This is a genomic window from Streptomyces sp. NPDC042371, from assembly GCF_056437465.1.
Window position 1 is genome coordinate 73403 of record NZ_JBWKAP010000003.1, and the last position, 17243, is coordinate 90645.

Here is a 17243-nt window from a genome sequence, read left to right on the forward strand (position 1 = left end):
CCACGTGAGAGAGGGTGCCGACCATGGGTCGGCACCCTCTCTTGTGTGTGGTGGGCCTCTTGTGTGTGGTGGGCTCGGCCGGAGCGTGGTGGGCTCAGCCGTCTGTCTCGCGGCCCGTGTCAGCCTGGGTCTGTGTCGGCCAGAGGGGTCAGTGCTCGCTGCCCATCAGCGAGGCGAACGTCGTCGGGTCGGCGTCGAAGCCCCGGACGACCTTGCGGAACGACCATGCTCCGGACTCGTCCCGGGTGAAATGGGCGATGGTCGCGGCCGTGCAGCCGGAGATGCCGGCCAGGTCGCTCTCCGCCAGGTTCTTGTGGCCCTCACGGATCCGGAACGCGGCGTTCGAGATGTCACCGAACACCTTCTGGCCCGTCTCCTGCTGTATGGCCACTCCCACCACGACCCGGGTGAACGTGGCAGCGAGGCGGTCCAGCTCCAGCGTCATGACCTCGTCGAAACCGAAACCCTGCCCCGTCCTGCTGTCGCGGTTGAGGGTGATCGTGCCGTCGGGGGAGCGGCTGTCGAAGTGCACGAGGTACACAGGGGCGCCGTACGGCGCATCGGCCGCGTACGTCGCCGCGATGATGTCGAGGTCGTTGGGCGGTGTTCCAGCCGGACTCGGATCCCACTTGAGTCCGACTTCGACCTTCTTGATGCCCTTGCTGACACTGCTCACTGGACTTCCCCCTCCTCGTGATCTGGCCGCCGTCGCTTCACCAGGCTCGTCCCACCACGCACACGCTATGGCGTAACGCACACGCTACGACGTGGGGCTGACAACGTCGTAGTGCCCCAGGTCAGTGACTCAGTAACTGAGTCGCGGCCAAACCTGGTTGGTCCGGAGTGCGGCCGCGGAGATCATGGGCCCATGACATGGAACGGGGAAGAACTCGATATCGACGCCTACTTGGGGAGGCTCGGCCACACGGGCAAGACGGAGCCGGATCTGGAGACTCTGCGCACGCTCCACCGAGAGCATGTGGCGGCCATCCCCTTCGAGAACCTCGAGATGATGCTCGGCCGCCCGGTTCCGCTGGACCTGTCTGCGCTGCAGGACAAGCTGCTGCGCAGACGGCGGGGCGGCTACTGCTACGAGCAGAACCTGCTCTTCGCGGCGGCCCTGGAACGCATCGGCTTCGACGTCACCGGACTCGGGGCACGCGTCAGGGCCGGGGCGACCTCCACGCGCGCGGTGAGCCACATGCTCCTGAAGGTCGAGGTGGACGGCGAAGCGTGGCACTGCGACACCGGGTTCGGAGCCGATGGGCTGCTCGAACCGATCCCGCTGCGTGGGGGCGTGGAAATGCAACAAGGAGAGTGGCGTTTCAGCCTCCAGGAGGAGAACGAAGGTGTCTTGGCGCTGCGGACATGGCGCCCCGACGGATGGTTCGACCTCTACGCGTACACCCAGGAGCGGCGGCTCCCGGTCGACTACGTAGTAATGAACCACTACACGTCGACCCACCCCAAGTCGTCGTTCATTCGTCGGCCGGTGTTGCAGAAGGCCGGTCCCGAGGTCCGTCGCCGGTTGCTGGGCGATCAGTTGACGCTGGCGCGCCCGGACGGCTCGGTGGACGAACGAAGCGTTCCTGTGGGCGAATTGATGGACGTTCTCGACCGGGAGTTCGGTATTGAACTGGATGCTGCGGACTCGGCCGAGCTGATCCGGGTGCACTACGCCGGAGCGTGACCCGTGCCGTGCTCCGCGCCGTACGATGGCGCGGTGCTGGTCAAGTGGATTCGCTGCACCGTGGTCGACCGTCGGGGGTTCGAACGAGGGCAGCGGAAGTGGGCGGGGCTTTTGGGGGAGCCGGGGTTCCGGGGTCAGGGCGGGGGGTGGAGTCGGGGCAGGCCGGGTGTCGCTCACGTCTTTGCGTTCTGGGAGAGTCGCGCTTTCTACGACTCCTTCATGGCGCGCTCCCACGACCGCCTGGCCGCCGCGCAGTCCGGCACCTACACGGATCTCCGCGCCAAGCTCTTCGACCACCGCTTCGACGTCAAGACCGGGTTCGAGCCGCGATTCACGGACGTGGACGTGGTGCGCGTCGCGCACTGCAAGGTCCGTGAACCTCGGGTGGAGCACTTCGCGCTGATGCAGGAGAAGGTCTGGAACCCTGCGATGGCGGGCTCGCCCGGAATGGTGCGTGGTCTCTTCGGCGAAGCGCCCGGGCATGAATTCCTGGTGCTGTCCATGTGGTTGTCGTCGGCCGAGCACGGAAAGTACCGCGCCGAGCGGGTGGAGCGTCTCTCGCTGCGGGCACAGACAGACGCCGACGTCGCCGCGCTCGCGGGGGACATCGTGCAGTTGGAGCCGTCGTGGACGGTGTGAACGCCGTGCCCCTCCTCTGACCTTTCGCGGATCGGCGCCGCCGGTGGTGCTGCAGCCGTTCACCGTCAACGCCGAGCGAACGCGCCTTCGCGGGTGGCGGCGATGGCTGCCGCTGCCGACTGGTCGGCGAGTGCGGTGTCGACCGGTTCGCGTGTGATGAACACGCGGAGCAGCAGCGGGGCGGACACGGCGCGGACGAGTGCCGCCGCGTCGGTGTCCGGGGCTGCCTCACCCCGTTCCACGGCGCGCTCGACGACTGTCTCGCAGCGGCCGAACCGCTCGGCGTAGAAGGTGTGGAGGGCATCGGCTGCCCGCGCCGACTGGAAGGCCGCCGCGACAAACGCGGTGGGGGCCGCCGCGGCCGCGTCGTCGGTGAAGGAATCGACGACCTCCCGGGCGAGCTCGCGCAGGTCGCCCTCGAGGCTGCCGGTGTCCGGCGGAGTCCAGGTGTCCTCGCCCGCCATGTCCAGGGCGTCGGCGACCATGCCTTCGAGGCCGCCCCAGCGGCGGTACAGCGTGGTCTTGTGCACCCCCGAGTGGTCCGCGACGTACTCGACGGTGAGCCCGGGGTATCCGTGATCGGCCAGGCCGCTCATTACGGCGTCGCGGACGGCTGCTCGGGTACGGGCCGTTCGGCCGCCGGGGCGACGGGTGCCGGGAGCGGGCGAAGTGGGCTCGGCGGACTCGGTGGGCGAGGCGGTCGCAGCGGAAGGCGCCGGCGAAGCGGATGAAGCTGGTGAAGCAGATGGATCGGGTCCCGCCCCGGCTTGCGCGGCTTCTGCGGCTTCTGCGGCTTCCGCGGGTCGACCGTCTCCGCCCGGTCCGCGCCGCTCGGTGCGCGGCGCGCCACCGCTCTGACCAGCCGCAACAGGCTTTTCGCTCATCGATCTGTTCCTTCCTCGCGGTCCAGTCCGGCAATTAATCACAACTCGTGTTGCGTTAGACGGATCAGTCTGCCACACTCGTCGTAATGCGACAGGAGTTGCGTTTGATTGAGGTGGACCGAAAATCGGGGGTGCCTGTGCCTACTCAGATCTCTCTGCACGGCGTGACCAAGGCTCGCGGGGATCGGCTGATCTTCGACGCGGTGTCTCTCACGATCAGGCCGGGCGAGCGCATAGGTGTGGTGGGGGAGAACGGCGCGGGGAAGTCCACGCTGCTGCACCTGATGTCCGGCGATGAGCGGCCCGACGAGGGTGAGGTGGTGACCGTCGCCGAGCGCGGGGCCGGGCTTCTCGCGCAGACCCCTCGGCTTCCGGCGGATCGGTGCGTCGACGACGCCATCGATGCGGCCCTGGCCGAACTGCGGGCGATGGAGAGCCGGTTGCGTGCTCTGGAAGCGGACCTCGGTTCCGCGACCGAGCGTGAACTGGGGGAGTACGGCGACCTGCTCACGGCTTTCGAGCTGCGCGGCGGCTATGAGGCGGACGCGCGCGTGGACAAGGCGATGCACGGACTGGGGCTCGGGCACATCGGCCGCGACAGGGTCCTGGGCAGTCTGTCGGGTGGTGAACAGGCCCGTCTCGGCCTCGCCTGTCTCCTGGCGGCCGCCCCCGAAGTCATGCTCCTGGACGAGCCGACCAATCATCTGGACGAGGGCGCGCTGGACTGGCTGGAGAGCGCCCTCTCGGCACATCGCGGGACTGTGGTCGCGGTCTCTCACGACCGCGTGTTCCTGGAGCGCGTCGCCACCGCGATTCTTGAAGTGGACGCCGACCGCCGGTCGGTGGTGCGGCACGGCGGTGGCTATCAGGGACTGGTCGCGGAGCGGGCGGCCGCCCGGCAGCGCTGGGAGCAGCAGTACGCACAGTGGTGCGAGGAGACGAACCGGCTTGAGGAGTTCATGGCGACCACTGCCCATGAGGTAGCGGGCGGACGTGGCATGAAGGACAACAACAAGATGGCGTACGACCGGGCCGGAGGACGGGTCCAGGCCTCGGTCGCGGGGCGGGTCCGGAACGCTCAGGAGCGACTCCGAAGGCTGCAGGAACAGCCGGTGCACCGGCCTCCCGAACCACTGAGCTTCACGGCGCGCCCGGTGACGGGAGCCACCGAAGGGGCCCTGGTAAGCCTGCGGGACGTGAAGGTGGGTGAGCGGCTGGCCGTGGCTTCGCTCACCGTCTCGGCGGGCGAGCGGCTGCTGATCCACGGAGGCAATGGCGCGGGCAAGTCCACGTTGCTGCGCACCATGGCGGGAGTGCTCCAGCCCGACGAAGGCACTGTCGTCCGCAGAGGGCGGATCGGCTATCTCGCTCAGGAGATACCGGTACGGCGCCCCGCTGAGCCCGTCCTCGAAGTGTTCGGCAGAGGCCTTGGACTGACCGACGACGAGCAGCGGGACCTGCTCCTCTCGTACGGCCTGTTCCGGCCCCGTGACCTGCACGTCCCGGTAGGTTTCCTGTCTGCCGGACAGCGAAGGAGGCTGGCCCTCGCCCGTCTGCTCGCCAGGCCCGCCGACCTGCTGTTGCTGGACGAGCCCGCCAACCACTTGGCGCTGGGCCTGGTCGAAGAGCTGGAGGCGGCACTGGACCAGTGGACAGGAGCACTGGTCGTCGTCTCGCACGACCGATTGCTCCGTCGGCGCTTCACGGGCCGAATACGCCGGATGGAGTCCGGGCGGCTACCCGACTGAGCAGTCCACCGGTGACCCGATCTAGGGTTTCCGTATGGCACGCCCGCGGCGCATCATCCTGGTCAGGCACGGCGAGTCGGCAGGCAACGCCGACGACACCGTGTACGAGCGCGAACCCGACCACGCCCTCGAGCTCACCGAGACGGGGTGGTCCCAGGCGGAGGACAGAGGCAAACACCTGCGGGAACTGCTCGGCCGCGAGCGGGTGAGTGTGTACGTGTCGCCGTATCGCCGCACCCACGAGACCTTCCAGGCGTTCCGGCTCGACCCCGAGCTGGTGCGTGTACGGGAGGAGCCGAGGCTGCGCGAACAGGACTGGGGCAACTGGCAGGACAGGGACGACGTTCGGCTGCAGAAGGCGTACCGCGACGCGTACGGACACTTCTTCTACCGCTTCGCGCAAGGGGAGTCGGGGGCCGATGTCTACGACAGGGTGGGAGCCTTCCTCGAAAGCCTCTACCGGAGCTTCGAAGCGCCGGACCACCCGCCGAACGTCCTGCTGGTCACACACGGACTGACCATGCGGCTGTTCTGCATGCGCTGGTTCCACTGGTCGGTCGCCGAGTTCGAGTCGCTGTCCAACCCGGGCAACGGGGAGATGAGGGTGCTGGTCCTGGGCGACGACGGCAAGTACACGCTGGACCGGCCGTTCGAGCGTTGGCGCGAGCCTGAGCCGTACGGCGTCACCGGCTAGTCGCCCCGGCCGGGAGCCGTGATGGCGATATCTCCGGCCCAGGGGTCCGACAGGGTGGGCAGGGCCGCCTGGATGGTGCTGGATCTGTTGGCAACGAATTAGAGTGGCAGGGCGATGACCGCTGATTCCTCTCCCGACCGGCGCCTTGAGCGCGCTCTGGCCAGCCTGCGCGGACTGGCGGTGGGGGACGCGCTGGGCTCACAGTTCTTCGTGCCCGCGCATTACCCACTGCTCAAGCGCCGCGAGCTGCCCGACGCTCCCTGGCAGTGGACCGACGACACAGAGATGGCCTGCTCCGTGCTGGCCATCCTCACCGAGCACCGCCGAATCGATCAGGACGCCCTCGCCCTGTCGTTCGCCGAGCACCATGACTTCGACCGTGGCTACGGCCCTGCCGTGAACCGGCTGCTGCGGCAGGTCCGGGAAGGCGGGGACTGGCGGGAGCTTGCCTCTGCGCTCTTCAAGGGGCAGGGGTCCTGGGGGAACGGCGCGGCCATGCGGATCGCCCCGCTCGGCGCCTGGTACGCGGACGACCCGGAGCAGGCGACGCACCAGGCGGAGATCTCGGCCTACCCCACGCATCAGCACCGCGAGGCGGTTGTCGGAGCGATGGCGGTGGCCGCGGCCGCGGCGTTGGTGGCCGCTCCCGCGGGGCCGCCCGCGCCGAAGGAGCTGCTCGACGGGGTCATCGCTCTGGTGCCGCGCAGCGCGGTGGGCGCGGGACTGCGCCGGGCGCGGGACATGCTCGACTACGGCGATGCCGGGACGGTCGCGGCGGTTCTCGGGTGCGGTAGGCGGACGACGGCGCATGACACGGTGCCGTTCGCGTTGTGGTCGGCGGCTCGTGGGCTCGGGGCGTACGAGCGGGCCATCTGGGACACCGCCCGGGTGGGCGGAGACATGGACACGACGTGCGCCATCGTGGGCGGGGTCGTCGCGTCCGGGGAGGGCGGCGCGCCGCCCGAGGAGTGGCTGGAGCGCACCGAGGCGCTGCCCGACTGGGCTTCCGGCGGGGCGGTCTGAGCTGACCTCGTCCACGGCGTCCGCTTCCTGAATCTCTTACCTGACTCCCTCGGTTTCGGGAGTTCCCGCCTCTGGACCACCACTGTCACGGTCATGCCACAGGCGCGACCGGGGCGGCGGCGCCGGTGGGGCATGCGGCTACGCTCGGGTGGGCCGTTAGTTGATCTTGACTCGCGTGCGTTGAACGAGATGCCGGTCCTGGCGACCCTGCGGCCACCTGTATGTGGCGTGCTGCGCGTGTGGACCGGCCGGGAGGGGGTCCCGTGTCCGACACGTCAGACGGACGTGATGCAGGAGGTGCGCGTGATGCAGAGGATGCGCACGGTAAGAGCAGTACGGGTGAGGCTGTTGGCTCCAGTGAGCCCAGTGAGCCCAGTGAGCCCAGTGAGATCGACGAGGCGAAAGCTTCAACTGAGGTGGGCGAGTCAGTTGGTGTGCCTCAGTCGGTAGGGGCGGCTCAAGTTGTAGATCTGTCGCAGGTGGGGCGTGAGCGGCGCGAATTGGCTGCGGGGGCGGCTGGGTCGCCCGGGTCAACTGGGACGGCCGGGGCGGGTGGGCGTGACTCGTGGGAGGTTCCCGGGCCTGTGGAACACACGCCGCTTCTCGCTGATCTGCGTGTCGATCCGCCCGGGCCCGTGCGGACGGCGACGCTCTGGGCGGTGCTGGCCACCGGGCTGTTGAGCATGCTGTTGCTGGGCGACGGGCTGGCGTTGAATCTGCTGATCGTTGCCGTCCCGGCCACGCTCGCCGCCTACTTCGCCGCGCAAAAGGGTGGGCTTCGGCCGCGCGCCTGGTCGCTGGTGTGGGCCGTTGGCGGGCTCGGGCTGTTGGTCGTGCCCGCGCTGCGTGACGCGGGGTGGCCCTCGTTCCTGGCGATCGTCTCCTCGATCGCGCTCGGCTCGTTCGCGCTGCATGGCAGCAAGACCTGGATAGGCATACTCCTGAGCCCGTTCGGCCTCTTCGACGCGATCCTCACCGGGGTGCGGTGGGGCTGGCGCGGGGTGCGGGAGCGGGCTGGTGGGGCGCGTGGTGCGGGGCCTGTGCTGCGTGCCGTTGCGGTGACGGTGGTGCTGCTCGTTGTGTTCGGTGCGCTGTTCGCGGGTGCGGACGCCGCCTTCGCGGATCTGCTCGGCGATCTGATACCCGACGCCTCGGTCTCTGGGAGCCCCTGGCGTGTCCTGCTCCTTGTCATCGGGGTGGTCGGAGCGCTCGCGGTTGCGCACACGGCGGCGTCGCCCGTGCGTTGGGACAGGCTCGTGGTGAATCCCGGGCGGGCCCGGGGGCGGGTCGAGTGGGCGCTGCCGCTGATCGTGCTGAACGTGCTGTTCGCGGCGTTCAACGCGGTCCAGCTGGCTGTGCTCTTCGGCGGGTACGACACCGTGCTCGACAAGACGGGGCTCTCGTACTCCGACTATGCGCGGCAGGGGTTCTGGCAGCTGCTTCTCGCCACTCTGCTCACTCTGCTCGTCATCGTGTTCGCCCTGCGCTGGGCTCCCCGCGGCAGTGCTCAGGACCGCACGCTGGTGCGCGCGGTGCTCGGCACGCTGTGTGTGATGACGCTCGTCGTGGTGGCGTCGGCGGTGCGTCGGATGGACATGTACGTGGAGGCGTACGGGCTGACCAGGCTGAGGATCTCGGTCGTCGCGGTGGAGCTCTGGCTCGGCGTGATCGTCCTCTTGATCATGGCCGCGGGGGTATGGGGCGCCCGGTGGCTGCCGCGTGCTGTTGCTGCCAGTGCGGCGGCAGGTGTGTTGGCGTTCGGGCTGCTGTCGCCCGACGCGCTGATAGCCGAGCGGAACGTACAGAGGTATGAGGAGACCGGGAAGTTCGACTTCGACTACACGCGCCAGCTGTCCGCGGACGCGGTGCCCGCCCTGGACAAGCTGCCGGAGCCGGAGCGTTCCTGCGCGCTCAAGGACGTGGTTGAGGACCTCGAATCCGGGGACGAGCCGTGGTTCGCGACCAGCCTGGGGGAGTCCCGGGCCCGGCGGATCATCGAGGAGCGGCCGCTCGCCGTGGACCCCGGTGTCTGTGGCGAGAGCCGGGATGCTCCCTACGACTCGTACTGATAATCCCGGGCGGGTGCGCCCCGTGTCTTTCGTACTGCCTAAGTCGATGTATCGACATGGGTTTATGCGGCGGTACGCGGGTGCGGGTGCCGCGCCGACCCTGCCGGTCCTGGTTGCCCGGTCGGCGCGGTGCCCACTGTCCGTTCCGTCAGCCGGCCGCCGGGCCCGCGGCGCTCGCCGTGCCGGCGAGGGCGTCGAGGTCGCTCTTGCGTACGCGGATCACCAGTGCCGCGGTGATCAGGGCGACCACGGCCATGGCGGCGGCCGGGATGAAGGCGGTCGAAATGCCGTGGGCCAGGACCTCGTGGCTCCAGGGAGCGGGAAGCTCATGGGTCTTGGCGAACTCGGCCTTCTGCTCCGGTGTGGCGTTCGCCATGAAGTCGGCCACCTGGTCCTTGGCCTCGTTCCGGCTCGCCGTGCCGAAGACCGTGGTGAGGATGGAGAGGCCGAGGGAGCCGCCCACCTGCTGGGTGGCGTTGAGCAGGCCGGATGCCGCGCCCGCTTCGTGGAGTGCCACTCCGGAGACGGCGGTCAGTGTCAGGGTCACGAAGTTCAGACCCATGCCGAAGCCGAAGAGGAGCATCGGGCCGAGCACGCCGCCGACGTACGAACTGTCCGGGCCGATCAGTGCCTGCCAGCCGAGGCCCAGGGCGACGATGGCGGAACCGGTCACCATGAACGGCTTGGGGCCGAGCACGGGGAGGAACTTCTGCGACAGGGCCGCGCCGACCGCGATGACCACCGTGACCGGCAGGAAGGCCAGGCCCGCCTCGATCGGGGTGTAGTTCAGGATGTTCTGGACGAAGAGAACGATGAAGAAGAACATGCCGAACATCGCGGCGGCCAGGCTGAGCATGATCACGTACGTGCCCGAGCGGTTGCGGTCGGCGAACATCCGGAGGGGTGTGATCGGCTCCTTCGCCCGCTTCTCGACGAACACGAAGGCCACGAGCAGGACGACCGCGGCGGCGAACGAACCCACGGTGACGCTGTCGCGCCAGCCTTCTTCGGAGGCGCGGATGAATCCGTAGACCAGGGAGGCCATGCCGAGCGTCGACGTGAGCGCGCCCAGGATGTCGAAGCGGCCGGGGTGGCGCTCGGATTCATTGATGTAGAGCGGGGTGAGGACGGCGATCAGGATGCCGATGGGCACGTTCACGAACAGGACCCAGCGCCAGTCGAGCCACTCGGTGAGCATGCCGCCCGCCAGCAGGCCGATGGCGCCACCACCTGCGGAGACGGCCGCGAAGACGCCGAACGCGCGGTTCCGTTCGGGGCCTTCGGGGAAGGTCGTCGTGATGAGTGCCAGCGAGGTGGGCGACGCGATGGCGCCGCCGACGCCTTGGAGGGCGCGTGCGGCCAGCAACTGCCAGGGCTCCTGGGCGAAACCGCCGAGGAGCGAGGCGGCCGTGAAGAGGAGGATGCCTGCCATGAAGACGCGGCGGCGTCCCAGGATGTCACCGGCGCGACCGCCGAGCAGCAGCAGGCCGCCGAAGGTGAGGGTGTATGCGCTGACGACCCAAGTGAGGTCGGTCGTCGAGAATTTGAGGGCTCCCTGGATGTGGGGGAGCGCGATATTCACAATCGTCGCATCGAGTACCACCATGAGTTGGCAGGCCGCGATGACGGTGAGAGCTAAGCCGGGGTGCCCCTCTCGGCGGGCGGATCCGGGCTTTTGATTCTTCGTCAGCTGAGAGGTGGTCGTCATGATCCCCCACAAGTTCCTTAGTGAACGGACCCGTTCACTGTCAACTACGACGGTAGTGACTCCTCTTGAGTGAACGCAAGCGTTCACTCACCCTTCTTCTGGTCTACGCCTTCCTTGTGTGCTCGATGGAGAGAAATTGATGGCTACTTCTCGTTGGTCGGCCGCTCCCGCCCGGGCGGTGTCCCCGCGCCGCCGGGGGCCTGTGCTGGAGCGGGCGATCCTCGATGCCGCCCTGGAGCAGCTCAGTACGGTCGGCTGGAGCGGGCTGACCATGGAGGGTGTGGCCGCGGGCGCGCAGACGGGTAAGGCCGCCGTGTACCGCCGCTGGCCGTCCAAGGAGGATCTTGTCGTCGACGCGCTGCGGGCCGGGCTGCCCCGGCTCGACAGCCCTCCGGACCTCGGCAGCGTCCGGGAGGATCTGCTGCAGCTGTGCAAGGAGATGCGGGTCACCATGTTCTCGCGCACCGGCTTCGCCCTGCGCTCGGTGCTTCACGAATGCGACACGGCGACGGCCGAGCGCTTCCATGACGTGATCTTCGAAGGGATCATCGAGCCGAGCGTCAAGTTGATCAAGGAGGTCGTGGGTCGCGGAATTGAGCGCGGAGAGGTTCGTTCCGGGGGTGTCGACGCGTACGTATGCGATGTGATTCCGGCGATGTTCATGTATCGCTCGAAGGTGTGCGGGAGCGAATGGCAGGACGATGAATTCGAGGCCTTGATCGACCAGGTGATGGTTCCGCTGCTGCGGCCCTGACGGCCCGGTCCGTCCGGGAAGCGGGCTCCGGGGCCGTTCGGCGAGCCTGGGTGTCGCGGGCCGTCCAGGGCGGCGTAGGCTATTGCCGCCATGCCGTACGAAGCACCCACCCACACCGTCGAGCGCTCCCTGCGCGCCACCACCGGAGCGAAGATCGTCGCCGGTGTTGACGAGGTCGGGCGCGGCGCGTGGGCCGGTCCGGTCACCGTCTGTGCGGCGGTCACGGGACTGCGCAGGCCGCCCGAAGGGCTCACCGACTCCAAGCTGATCACTCCCAAGCGGCGCACCGCGCTCGCCGAGGAACTGACGGGCTGGGTCACGGCGCACGCCCTCGGTCATGCCTCGCACGAGGAGATCGACGCCATGGGGATGACGGCCGCGCTGCGGCTCGCCGCGGTGCGTGCTCTGGAGGGGCTGCCGGTCCGCCCGGACGCGGTCATCCTCGACGGGAAGCACGACTATCTCGGCTCCCCCTGGCGGGTTCGTACGGTGATCAAGGGTGATCAGTCCTGTGTGGCCGTCGCCGCGGCTTCGGTGATCGCTAAAGTTCAGCGCGACAAAATGATGGCCGAACTGGGCATCGAACATGCAGACTTCGGTTTTGCGGCCAACGCCGGTTATCCGTCGCCGGTGCACAAGGCTGCACTGGCGGAGCGGGGGCCCACCCCGTACCACCGGCTCACGTGGGCGTATCTTGATGCGTTGCCTCAGTGGCGGCACCTCAAGAAGGCCCGCAGCTGGGCGGACGGAAATGTTCCGGAAATCGAGGGTCAGCTCGGCTTTGAGTTCTGACGCTTTTCCGGTGCTTCCCGTCGCACTCATGTGCCACCCGCCGACGCGAGTCGCGTCGGCGTTTGATAGACAACACTTCATGCCTCTCATTCCCGAGGAGCCTCAGATTCACGAGAGTGCCCAGGGTCCCCGCGCCACGCCGGCCAGCAGCCGCACCGCGCCGACCCCCCGCCCCGTACCCGGCCCGCGTCCCGCGGCACCGCCGCGTCCCGGCCGTCCGGGTCCTGCCCGGCCGATGCCGCCCGCGCAGCGCACGCCGCGTGATGCGGCCGCCAAGCCCGGGCCTGCCGCCCCGGCTGCCGCCGGTCCCGCCGCTTCCGGTCCCGTTGCTTCCGCTTCCGGCCCCGCCACTTCTGGCGGGCCTGTTGCCGAAGCGCCGGGCGGCAGCGCCGATGCCTCGGCCTCGGTTCCGCAGATCCAGCTCATCCCGGCCTCGGCCGAGGGCGCGCTGGACGCGGCCGAGGAAGCGGTCGACCTCCTGCTCGACTCCGGACGTGTCCCCGGCGAGGTCCTGGTGATCACCACCGGCGACCCGCACCCGTGGGCCACGCACGAGCTGTCCTTCGGTGAGGCCTCCTACTGGGCCCAGCACGACGCGGGCGACGACGTCTTCTACGCCGACGCCGCCGCCCTGGACCGTGCCGTGTCCCGGCCCGTGGTCGTCGTCGCCCTCAACGGCGGCAGCGAAGAGACCGCGGTCTCGGCCCTGCCGACGGCCCTCACCCGTGCGAGCACCCTGCTGATTGTCTGCGGCGACCCGCAGCGGATCAACTCGATGCTGGGCGCGGGCGTCTGAGACGACTTCCGTCGGCCGAAGTCATGGCTGACGTGGAGTCGTTGCTGGCGCGGAGTCGTGGTCGACCGCGCGGTGGTGCCGTCAGGCGCCGACCGCGCGGGAGCGCCGATCGACGGGCGTCGTGTGACAGCCGCCGTGTGACGGCCGACGTGTGGCGGGCAGTGGTGCGGGTCAGCGTGCCGCCGCGCGGCGCAGCACATCGGAGGCGGCCCCTCCGGTGCGCATCGTCGGCACATCGGTCCCGGGGAAGAGCTCGGGCCGTGAGCCGACGCTCGGCCGTCGGCCGCCGCGTCCCTCGCCAAGCACCTGCCAGCCGTCGGACGTCAGCGTGATGTACGCGCCGCAGCGCAGCCCGTGCAGCGTGCAGGCATCTCGCAGGCCCCACATCCAGGCCCCGTCCTCCTGGGTCCAACGGGCTTCCCCCTCGCGGCAGTAGAGCAGCACGGCGGTACGCACCGGGGTGCGGCGCCGCAGGTCGTGCGGGATGATCCGGCGCAGCTGCGCGAGCAGCGCGTTGCGGAAGACCCAGCCGTCCGTCATGGCCGCGCGCCGACTGAACGAGGCGCTCGCCCGCAGCCGTTCGTCCGCATCCAGCACGGCCACGACGGCCGTCGCCGTGGTCGGCAGATGGCGCGCGTGCAGGCCGCTGACGACCTCTCGCGGGTTGCGCAGCAAGGGAATTCCCGCTGCCGACCACTCGGCGGGCTCGAGTACCCGGGCCAGTCGGTGGGCGGAGTAGGCGGAGTCGGGGGCAAATTCGGCCGACGCCGAGTGTTCCGGCAACGATGCCGCGCCGGACGAGGCGAATCCGAAGGTCACGGTCCTCCCTTCGGCTACGCGCCCGTGCGAGGGCGGGGTCGGTCTGGGGGAGCGCACTGCGGCACAGCCCTACCGGACCATGGGGCCGCACGGGGAGCGGTTCCAATTGTTCCCGCCGCGATCGCCGGGGGCAATGAACAATCGGCACCACAAGCCGGTATCGGGCGATGCGCTGCTTATATCCCTGCCCAGATCGCCGCCCTTCGAGTCCTCCGGGGCCTTCGAGTCCTTCGGCGCCGAGGGGTCCGCCGGGCCCGCCGAGTCCGCCGGTGCCGCGAGGGGCGCGAGAGCCGCGAGCCGACCCGTGGCGGATTGGGCGATTGTCAGTGCCATCGGGTTGCATGGGGGCATGGACAACCTGGAGCTCCGTACCGAAGCCGACGCCATCCTCGCCGAGCTCGTCGGCGACCCCGGGGGTTCGGCGCGGCTGCGCGAGGACCAGTGGCAGGCGGTCGCGGCACTGGTGCAGGAGCGGCGGCGCGCCCTGGTCGTGCAGCGCACCGGCTGGGGCAAGTCCGCGGTGTACTTCGTGGCGACGGCCCTGCTGCGGCGGCGCGGCGCGGGCCCCACAGTGATCATCTCTCCGCTCCTCGCCCTGATGCGCAACCAGGTCGACTCCGCGGCGCGCGCAGGCATCCAGGCCCGCACCATCAACTCGGCCAACCCCGAGGAGTGGGACACCATCTACGGAGAGGTCGAGCGCGGCGAGACCGACGTCCTCCTCGTCAGCCCGGAGCGCCTCAACTCGGTGGACTTCCGTGACCAGGTGCTGCCCAAGCTCGCGGCCACCACGGGTCTGCTGGTGGTGGACGAGGCGCACTGCATCTCCGACTGGGGGCACGACTTCCGGCCGGACTACCGAAGGCTTCGGGCCATGCTCGCCGAGCTCTCGGCCGGTGTGCCGGTGCTGGCCACCACCGCGACGGCGAACGCGCGCGTGACGGCGGACGTGGCCGAACAGCTGGGCACCGGCGCCGGTGAGGCCCTGGTGCTGCGCGGCGCGCTGGACCGCGAGAGCCTGCGCCTCGGCGTCGTCCAACTGCCGGACGCCGCGCACCGGTTGGCCTGGCTCGCCGAGCACCTCGACGAACTGCAGGGCTCCGGGATCATCTACGCACTCACTGTCGCCGCGGCCGAGGAGGCCACCGCCTTCCTGCGGCAGCGCGGCTTCAAGGTGGCCTCCTACACGGGACGCACGGAGAACGCCGACCGGCTGCAGGCCGAGATCGACCTCCAGGAGAACCGGGTCAAGGCGCTGGTCGCCACGTCGGCGCTGGGCATGGGCTTCGACAAGCCGGACCTGGGCTTCGTGGTGCATCTCGGTTCACCGTCCTCGCCGATCGCGTACTACCAACAGGTGGGCCGTGCGGGCCGAGGCGTGGAGCACGCCGACGTGCTGCTGCTGCCCGGCAAGGAGGACGAGGCCATCTGGCGCTACTTCGCCGACACCGCGTTCCCGCCCGAGGCGCAGGTCCGCCAGACGCTCGCCGCCCTCGCCGACGCGGGGCGGCCGCTGTCCGTGCCCGCCCTGGAGGCCGTGGTGGAGCTCCGTCGCACCCGTCTGGAGACGATGCTGAAGGTGCTCGACGTGGACGGGGCGGTCAAGCGGGTCAAGGGCGGCTGGATCTCCACCGGCGAGCCGTGGGTCTACGACGCCGAGCGGTACGCATGGGTGGCCAGGCAGCGGCAGGCCGAGCAGCAGGCCATGCGGGACTACGTGAGCACGGACCAGTGCCGGATGGAGTTCCTGCGCAGGCAGCTGGACGACGAGGGGGCCGCCCCGTGCGGCCGGTGCGACAACTGCGCGGGCGCCTGGACCGACGCATCCGTCTCCGAGGACGCGCTGTCGGGCGCGGCCAAGGAGCTCGACCGTCCCGGTGTCGAGGTCGAGCCGCGCAGGATGTGGCCGACGGGCATGGCGGCGCTGGGCGTCGAGCTCAAGGGCCGGATTCCGGCCAAGGAGCAGTGCTCCACCGGGCGCGCGCTGGGCCGCCTCTCGGACATCGGCTGGGGCAACCGGCTGCGTCCGCTGCTGGCCGAGAGTGCGCCGGACGGGCAGGTCCCCGACGACGTGCTCAAGGCCGCGGTCGCCGTCCTCGCCGACTGGGCGCGCTCTCCGGGGGGATGGGCGAGCGGCGCCGCGGACGCCGCCGCCCGGCCGGTGGGCGTCGTGGCCGTGCCGTCGCTGGCACGCCCGCAGCTCGTCGGCTCCCTCGCGCAGGGCATCGCGTCCGTCGGGCGCCTCCCCTTCCTGGGGACGCTGGCGTACGAGGGTCCTGACGGCGCGCACGCGGCGCGCCGCAGCAACTCCGCCCAGCGCCTGCGGTCGTTGTCCGACGCCTTCACCGTCCCGGCGGAGCTGGCCGCCGCGCTGGCCGCCTCGCCGGGCCCCATCCTGCTCGTGGACGACTACACCGACTCCGGCTGGACCCTCGCGGTCGCCGCCCGCCTCCTGCGGCGGGCGGGCAGCGCGGAGGTGCTGCCCCTGGTGCTCGCCGCGGCGGGCTGAGCCTCCCTGGACTGAGGCTCCCGTGCCGCTCCCGGTACGGGAACATCGGCACGGGAAGCCGGTACGTCGGCGTCAGCTCACGGACGGCTCGTCAGGTAGCCGCCCATGGAGGTGAAGTACTCCGTCGCGGGCAGCTCGCGGCCGTCCTCGGTCCGTATGCGCGTGATGGCCAGGCCGTGGTTGCGGCCGTTGCGGGCGTCGGCTCCGGCGACGATCACCACGCCCTCGCCCTCGCGGTAGAAGATGCGGCCCGGCGTGCCGCCGTAACGGCCCTCGGACACCACCGCGGTGACGACCTCGAGCCGCTTGCCCTTGTGGAAGGCGAAGGCGCTCGGGTACGGCGCGGACTGGGCGCGGACCAGGCGCTCGAGGTCCTCGGCGGGCCAGGTCCAGTCGATGCGGATGTCCTCGGCGGACCGCTTGTGGAAGAAGCTCGCCTGGGAGCGGTCCTGCTTGGTGAACTCCGTCTGCCCAGCGGCGATGAGGTCGAGCGCGCCGATGGTGACCGGGGCGATGAGGTCGACGGTCTTGTGGAAGAGGTCGGTGGCGGTGTCCTTCGGGCCGACCGCGACCGCCTCCTGCCGGACGATGTCCCCGGCGTCGAGCTCGTCGTCCATCATGTGCGCGGTGACGCCCACTTCGGGCTCGCCGTTGATCATCGCCCAGATGATCGGGGAGAAGCCCGCGTACTTGGGCAGCAGCGAGTCGTGGACGTTCAGCGTGCCGTGGCGCGGGAGGCCGAAGATGCGCGGGGGGATCCAGGTGCGCCAGTTGTTGGCCACGATGATGTCCGCGTCGGCTTCCTTGAGACGCTCGAACAGCTCGTCGTCGTCAGGACGGTTGCGGATCAGCACCGGAACGCCGTGCTCCTCGGCGAGGTCGGCGACGGAATCGCTCCAGATCTTCTCGTACGCGTGCTCGCTCTTGGGGTGCGTCACCACCAGCGCCACGTCGTGCTCGGAGTCCAGGAGGGCTTGCAGGGTGCGGTGCCCCCAGGTCTGGTAACCGAACATGACGACCCGCATGGGGGTTCCTCCTCAGGGCAGGGAATGACTGACGCTAAGTAAAGCAAGCCTTACCTTAGTATGCAACGAGTCTACTCGGCACCCCAGTTGAAG

At 69.8% G+C, this 17243-nt stretch carries 15 protein-coding genes; 10 read left to right on the top strand and 5 right to left on the bottom strand.

All coding sequences use genetic code 11. The annotated features are described in order from the left end of the window. Positions 1–148 precede the first annotated feature (148 nt). A complete protein-coding gene (locus AC068B_RS10040) occupies positions 149–745 on the bottom strand; it encodes a TerD family protein (protein WP_478671245.1) in 597 nt (198 codons plus the stop codon). A gap of 123 nt (positions 746–868) precedes the next feature. Here AC068B_RS10040 and AC068B_RS10045 point away from each other — a divergent pair, with 123 nt between their 5' ends. Both AC068B_RS10045 and AC068B_RS10050 read left to right on the top strand, forming a co-directional pair. After that, positions 869–1690: an arylamine N-acetyltransferase family protein gene (locus AC068B_RS10045; protein ID WP_478670399.1), complete on the top strand. Its 822-nt coding sequence runs from the start codon at positions 869–871 to the stop codon at positions 1688–1690. A gap of 33 nt (positions 1691–1723) precedes the next feature. Then, positions 1724–2329 (top strand): YdbC family protein, encoded by a 606-nt coding sequence (locus AC068B_RS10050; RefSeq protein WP_478670401.1) that lies wholly within the window; start codon positions 1724–1726, stop codon positions 2327–2329. Positions 2330–2394: 65 nt separating this feature from the next. Here AC068B_RS10050 and AC068B_RS10055 read toward each other — a convergent pair whose 3' ends face one another. Further along, positions 2395–2925 carry a TetR/AcrR family transcriptional regulator gene (locus AC068B_RS10055; RefSeq protein WP_478670402.1) on the bottom strand — a complete coding sequence of 177 codons (531 nt, stop codon included), beginning with the start codon at positions 2923–2925 and terminating at the stop codon, positions 2395–2397. Between the two features lie 425 nt (positions 2926–3350). On the opposite strand from AC068B_RS10055, the gene abc-f reads away from it, so the two are divergent. The 4 genes from abc-f (at position 3351) to AC068B_RS10075 (ending at position 8747) form a co-directional block, all read left to right on the top strand. Next, a complete protein-coding gene (abc-f, locus tag AC068B_RS10060; RefSeq protein WP_478670405.1) occupies positions 3351–4961 on the top strand; it encodes a ribosomal protection-like ABC-F family protein in 1611 nt (536 codons plus the stop codon). Between the two features lie 34 nt (positions 4962–4995). Further along, complete coding sequence (locus AC068B_RS10065) at positions 4996–5655, top strand: histidine phosphatase family protein (protein ID WP_478670406.1); 660 nt, start codon at positions 4996–4998, stop codon at positions 5653–5655. Positions 5656–5769: 114 nt separating this feature from the next. After that, the gene (locus AC068B_RS10070) at positions 5770–6678 is read left to right on the top strand and encodes an ADP-ribosylglycohydrolase family protein (protein ID WP_478670408.1); all 909 of its coding nucleotides are present in this window, start codon (positions 5770–5772) and stop codon (positions 6676–6678) included. A gap of 221 nt (positions 6679–6899) precedes the next feature. After that, complete coding sequence (locus tag AC068B_RS10075; protein ID WP_478670410.1) at positions 6900–8747, top strand: DUF4153 domain-containing protein; 1848 nt, start codon at positions 6900–6902, stop codon at positions 8745–8747. Positions 8748–8895: 148 nt separating this feature from the next. Here the strand turns inward: AC068B_RS10075 and AC068B_RS10080 are convergent, their stop codons facing one another. After that, positions 8896–10455, bottom strand: coding sequence for an MFS transporter (locus AC068B_RS10080; RefSeq protein WP_478670412.1), 1560 nt, complete (start codon positions 10453–10455; stop codon positions 8896–8898). 139 nt (positions 10456–10594) lie between these two features. On the opposite strand from AC068B_RS10080, the gene AC068B_RS10085 reads away from it, so the two are divergent. The 3 genes from AC068B_RS10085 to AC068B_RS10095 all read left to right on the top strand — a co-directional run bounded on the left by AC068B_RS10085 (position 10595) and on the right by AC068B_RS10095 (position 12797). Then, positions 10595–11209: a TetR/AcrR family transcriptional regulator gene (locus AC068B_RS10085; protein WP_478671247.1), complete on the top strand. Its 615-nt coding sequence runs from the start codon at positions 10595–10597 to the stop codon at positions 11207–11209. A 90-nt stretch (positions 11210–11299) separates the two neighbouring features. Next, positions 11300–12001, top strand: a complete 702-nt coding sequence (locus AC068B_RS10090) for a ribonuclease HII (protein WP_356249980.1) — start codon at positions 11300–11302, stop codon at positions 11999–12001. 79 nt (positions 12002–12080) lie between these two features. Further along, entirely contained in the window at positions 12081–12797 is a 717-nt protein-coding gene (locus tag AC068B_RS10095) for a hypothetical protein (protein ID WP_468567628.1), read from the top strand. A gap of 171 nt (positions 12798–12968) precedes the next feature. Here AC068B_RS10095 and AC068B_RS10100 read toward each other — a convergent pair whose 3' ends face one another. Further along, positions 12969–13616: a hypothetical protein gene (locus AC068B_RS10100; protein ID WP_478670414.1), complete on the bottom strand. Its 648-nt coding sequence runs from the start codon at positions 13614–13616 to the stop codon at positions 12969–12971. Positions 13617–13965: 349 nt separating this feature from the next. Here AC068B_RS10100 and AC068B_RS10105 point away from each other — a divergent pair, with 349 nt between their 5' ends. After that, on the top strand, positions 13966–16125 hold the full coding sequence (locus tag AC068B_RS10105; protein WP_478670416.1) for a RecQ family ATP-dependent DNA helicase: 2160 nt from the start codon (positions 13966–13968) through the stop codon (positions 16123–16125). Positions 16126–16202: 77 nt separating this feature from the next. On the opposite strand, the gene AC068B_RS10110 is transcribed toward AC068B_RS10105, so the two are convergent. Next, a complete protein-coding gene (locus AC068B_RS10110; RefSeq protein WP_478670419.1) occupies positions 16203–17150 on the bottom strand; it encodes a methionyl-tRNA formyltransferase in 948 nt (315 codons plus the stop codon). Positions 17151–17243: the final 93 nt, after the last annotated feature.

What these genes read in the sequence shown, in the direction of transcription:
- AC068B_RS10095 (WP_468567628.1), top strand. Translation starts at nt 12,081, where the DNA reads ATGCCTCTCATTCCCGAGGAGCCTCAGATTCACGAGAGTGCCCAGGGT.
- AC068B_RS10110 (WP_478670419.1), bottom strand. Translation starts at nt 17,150, where the DNA reads ATGCGGGTCGTCATGTTCGGTTACCAGACCTGGGGGCACCGCACCCTG.
- AC068B_RS10085 (WP_478671247.1), top strand. Translation starts at nt 10,595, where the DNA reads ATGGCTACTTCTCGTTGGTCGGCCGCTCCCGCCCGGGCGGTGTCCCCG.
- AC068B_RS10090 (WP_356249980.1), top strand. Translation starts at nt 11,300, where the DNA reads ATGCCGTACGAAGCACCCACCCACACCGTCGAGCGCTCCCTGCGCGCC.
- AC068B_RS10045 (WP_478670399.1), top strand. Translation starts at nt 869, where the DNA reads ATGACATGGAACGGGGAAGAACTCGATATCGACGCCTACTTGGGGAGG.
- AC068B_RS10105 (WP_478670416.1), top strand. Translation starts at nt 13,966, where the DNA reads ATGGACAACCTGGAGCTCCGTACCGAAGCCGACGCCATCCTCGCCGAG.
- AC068B_RS10080 (WP_478670412.1), bottom strand. Translation starts at nt 10,455, where the DNA reads ATGACGACCACCTCTCAGCTGACGAAGAATCAAAAGCCCGGATCCGCC.
- AC068B_RS10075 (WP_478670410.1), top strand. Translation starts at nt 6,900, where the DNA reads ATGTGGCGTGCTGCGCGTGTGGACCGGCCGGGAGGGGGTCCCGTGTCC.
- AC068B_RS10065 (WP_478670406.1), top strand. Translation starts at nt 4,996, where the DNA reads ATGGCACGCCCGCGGCGCATCATCCTGGTCAGGCACGGCGAGTCGGCA.
- AC068B_RS10070 (WP_478670408.1), top strand. Translation starts at nt 5,770, where the DNA reads ATGACCGCTGATTCCTCTCCCGACCGGCGCCTTGAGCGCGCTCTGGCC.
- AC068B_RS10055 (WP_478670402.1), bottom strand. Translation starts at nt 2,925, where the DNA reads ATGAGCGGCCTGGCCGATCACGGATACCCCGGGCTCACCGTCGAGTAC.